We start from the raw sequence: 3,765 nt of genomic DNA on the forward strand, positions 1-3,765 counted from the left end.
GTCCGACGGGTATGGGGCGCAGGGAGATGGGGGAGTCGGGGGAGTCCGGGGGGTTGCTGGGCAGGGGGGTTCTTCCGGCGGACATGGGGCGAAGGGAAATGGGGCCGTCGGGGAAGTTCAGGGGGCTGTGGGGCAGGGGAGTCCTGCCGGCGGATCCGGAGTCCGGGGAGGTGGGGGAGCCGAGGGGCGGGGGGCCGCGCCCGAGGGGTACGAGGCGGCGGCGCTTCTGGAGTGGGCTCGGGCCGCCGTAGACCCCGAGTTGCACAGGGCCATCACGTCGTTGCCCGACTCGATGCGCCGGGTCGCGCTCTACCACTTCGGCCGGCAGAACGCGGACGGCACCCCGGCCACCGGGAACGCGGGCAAGGCGATCCGTCCGGCCCTGGTGCTGGCGGCGGCCCGTGCGCTCGGTGGGCGGCAGGTGTGGTGGGGGGCGGCGGACAGGGCTGCCGAGGGCGCCGAACTCCTGGCTCTGAGAGCCGCGGCCGCAGTGGAGCTGGTCCACAACTTCACCCTGCTGCACGACGATGTCATGGACCGGGACACCACCCGCAGGCACCGCCCCACCGCGTGGACCGTGTTCGGCGACGCCGACGCGATCCTCGCGGGGGACGCACTGCAGGCGCTGGCGCAGCGGCTGCTCGCCGAGGACCCGCATCCAGCGGCCCCGGCGGCCGCGGCCCGGCTCGCCTCCTGCGTCGTCGAACTGTGCGCAGGCCAGCACGCCGACACCGCGCTGGAGCTCCGCGCCCCGGGCGAGGTCACGCTCGAGGAGTGTCTCGCCATGGCGGAGGCGAAGACGGGCGCCCTGCTCGGCTGTGCCTGCGCGCTGGGGGCGCTCTACGCGGGAGCGAACGAGGCGGACGTGGAGGCGCTGGAGGCGTTCGGCCGTGAGGCGGGGCTCGCCTTCCAGCTCATCGACGACGTGATCGGTATCTGGGGCGACCCGTACCGCACCGGCAAGCCGGCCGGGGCGGATCTGCTCGCCCGTAAGAAGTCGCTGCCGGTCGCGGCCGCGCTCGCCTCCGGCACCCCCGCCGCGGCGGAGCTGGCCGAGCTGTACGAACTGCCGCCCGGGGAGGGCGACCTGGAGCGTACGGTCCTCGCCGTCGAGCGGGCGGGGGGCCGGGACTGGGCGCAGACCCAGGCGGCCGACCGGATGTCCCGGGCGGTGCACCAGCTCTCCCGGGCCGTGCCCGACCCTGAGGCGGCGGGGGGTCTGCTCGCGCTGGCGGAGTTCGTGACGCGGCGCAGCACCTGAGGCCCCGGAGGAACCGGAGCCGCGCGGCACCTGACGAAGCGGCGCGGCCCCGGAGACCTCCGGCCCCGGGTCCCAGGCCCAGGCCCAGGCCCAGGCCGAAGGCCCAAACGCCTGCACCACCTCGGGCGCGAACAGCTTGAGCGGCCGCAGAGCGGAGTCCCGGCACGCAGGGCGTCCCGCCAGCCGACCACGATCAGTTCCTCGGGCAGCTCGTCGAGGTCGTAGACCTGGGTCCAGTTCAGGATCCGCTCGCCATCCGGCTGGAACGACCGGAAGGCCTGGGCTCCTTCTGATGGCCACGGCGTCTGGCACGCACGCTCGCCGCACGGCGTGGAGGGACAGGCGGCTCCGCGACATGACCCTCCATGCTGCAAGGCCCCGGCCCCACGCCCCCGGTCCTAGGCCCGGGCCCAACGCTGACTCCAGCGCCCGACTCCCGCTTCAGCGCCCGACCCCCGCTTCAGCGCCGACCCAGCCCCAGCCCGAGCACCGCCCCAGCCCCAGCACCGCCCCAGCCCGAGCACCGACCCCAGCATCGACCCCGGCTCGCATCCTTCCGGGGCGGGGGCCTCCGGCCGATGTGCGGGGCACCTGCGGATAGGCTGCAAAAGGCCGGTCTTATGGGGAAGTTGGAGAGGGGCGGGACATGGGTGTGGTGATCCGGACTGCGGGCGAGGCGGATCGGGAGGCCATAACGGAGCTGCTGGACAAGGCCTTTCACGACGACCCCGTGAGCGCCTGGATCTTTCCCGACGAGTCGGACCGACACCGCAAGCACCCTCTGCTGATGGCGGCGTTCCTCGACATTGTGCTCGCCGAGGGCCGGGTGGACGTGACCGACGACGGAGCGGCGTGCGCACTGTGGCTGTCCATGCCCGCGCACGAGTCCACGCCCGAGTCCGGCTCCGAGCGCGCCTCCGAGCCTGGGGGCGCGGACGCCGAGTCCGACGACGGCCCCGCGCGCCTGCGTGAGGCCATCGACCCGGACAACGACCGGCTCGAGCTGGTCGGCCGGGCGACCGCCGAGGTGCACCCCGAGGGACGGGCGCACGAATACCTCTGGCTGATCGCCGTGGCTCCCGAGCGTCAGGGTGAGGGCCTCGGTACGGCGCTCATCGAGGCGGTCCTCGACCGCTGCGACCGTGAGGGTCTGGCGGCGTACCTGGAGGCGAGCAACTCGCGCAGCCGCGCCCTGTACGAACGCCTGGGCTTCACCGTCACGGACCCGGTGGTCCACCTCCCGGACGGCCCGGACATGTGGCCGATGTGGCGGGACCCGCGCGCCTGACAGACGCGGCCCGCGCGCCTGAAGTACGCGGCGGCGAGCCTGACGTCCGAACCTGATGGGCCTGACACATGGGCCTCGCCGCGGCTGACGTACGGGCGGGGCCGGGTGTGCCCCTGGCGGGGCGCGGGGGCGAGTACCCGGGCGCGGCCGGATCGCCGGGGCCGGGCTCGCCCCGCCGCCCGCCGCCCGCCGCTCGCCTCCCGCCGTCGGCGGCGCTCCGCGGGCCGCTCTCCGCGCTCCGCGGGCAGCTTGCCGTGCCCGGCGCGGAGGCCGGACAACCGAGTTCTCGTACGCAGGAGCGCGCGCAAGCGCTGACCGCCCTACTCTGGTGTCATGGACAGCAAGGAACCCGTCTGTCCGATCTGCGGGCAGCCCGTCGCGAAAGTCCTCCGGCGCCACAAGACGCTGGGCGTGTTCGTCCCTGTCTGGAGGCCCGGCCCCTGCCGGAACCCGCGGTGCGAGGCCTATGAGGAGCAGGCGGAGCACACCCCCGCCCCTTCCTCCGCCCGCGTCACCGAGCCCGGCCCGCGGGGGCGGACCGAGCCCGCCCCGCCCGGCAAGGCCGAACCGTCCTCGCCCGGGAACTCCGCGCCCGCCTCCGACAAACCCGGATGAAGGTCCGCCGCCCCGCGCGTCGGACATCCATCCGGCCGGGTGTGTGGAAAAGCCGGGGGCGGCTCCGACGTCTCAGGTGAGAGCCGTCCACCACGGGCGGTCCGAGCCGAAGGAGCGGACTCATGAAGTACCTGATCATGCTGCAGGGCACGCAGGCCGACTACGAAGGCATGCGCGGCAAGGCCTCCGAGACCAGCCCCGCCTGGACCGAGGAGGAACTGCAGGCGATGTACGCCTTCATGGGCGGCGTCAACGACGACCTCGCCGAGTCCGGAGAATGGGTCGACGGCCAGGGTCTCTCCGAGCCCGCGCAGGCGAGGTGGGTCACCACCGACAACGACGGCAACCCCGTGATCACCGACGGGCCGTACGGCGAGACGGAGGAGGTGCTCGCCGGATACTGGGTCGTGGACTGCGCGAGCCTGGAGCGCGCCACCGAGATCGCCGCGCGGATCACCAAGTGCCCCGGTCCGCAGGGACTCACCGAGTACCCGATCGTGATCCGGCCCGTCCTGGACGGCGCGGGCGACATCTGAGGCCTTAGGGCTTGCCGGGAAATAACTTGCGTGCTCCAGGTCTTGACACCGCAGCTCAGGAGCGA

The 3,765-nt window shown here is 73.7% G+C and carries 4 protein-coding genes; all 4 read left to right on the top strand.

Features of this window, described 5'->3' with window-relative positions:
* Nucleotides 1–127: 127 nt before the first annotated feature.
* On the top strand, nucleotides 128–1,261 hold the full coding sequence (locus tag EF387_RS46255; RefSeq protein WP_128382562.1) for a family 2 encapsulin nanocompartment cargo protein polyprenyl transferase: 1,134 nt from the start codon (nucleotides 128–130) through the stop codon (nucleotides 1,259–1,261).
* A gap of 646 nt (nucleotides 1,262–1,907) precedes the next feature.
* A complete protein-coding gene (locus EF387_RS46260) occupies nucleotides 1,908–2,549 on the top strand; it encodes a GNAT family N-acetyltransferase (RefSeq protein ID WP_128382563.1) in 642 nt (213 codons plus the stop codon).
* Nucleotides 2,550–2,882: 333 nt separating this feature from the next.
* A complete protein-coding gene (locus EF387_RS46265) occupies nucleotides 2,883–3,164 on the top strand; it encodes a hypothetical protein (RefSeq protein ID WP_128381167.1) in 282 nt (93 codons plus the stop codon).
* Between the two features lie 122 nt (nucleotides 3,165–3,286).
* Nucleotides 3,287–3,700, top strand: a complete 414-nt coding sequence (locus tag EF387_RS46270) for a YciI family protein (protein WP_128381168.1) — start codon at nucleotides 3,287–3,289, stop codon at nucleotides 3,698–3,700.
* The last annotated feature ends 65 nt before the right edge of the window (nucleotides 3,701–3,765 follow it).

Source organism: Streptomyces cavernae, assembly GCF_004023625.1.
Classification (GTDB): Bacteria; Actinomycetota; Actinomycetes; order Streptomycetales; family Streptomycetaceae; genus Streptomyces; species Streptomyces cavernae.

Excerpts from the sequence above, each read along its gene's own strand:
- EF387_RS46260 (WP_128382563.1), top strand. The coding sequence starts at position 1,908 with ATGGGTGTGGTGATCCGGACTGCGGGCGAGGCGGATCGGGAGGCCATA.
- EF387_RS46265 (WP_128381167.1), top strand. The coding sequence starts at position 2,883 with ATGGACAGCAAGGAACCCGTCTGTCCGATCTGCGGGCAGCCCGTCGCG.
- EF387_RS46270 (WP_128381168.1), top strand. The coding sequence starts at position 3,287 with ATGAAGTACCTGATCATGCTGCAGGGCACGCAGGCCGACTACGAAGGC.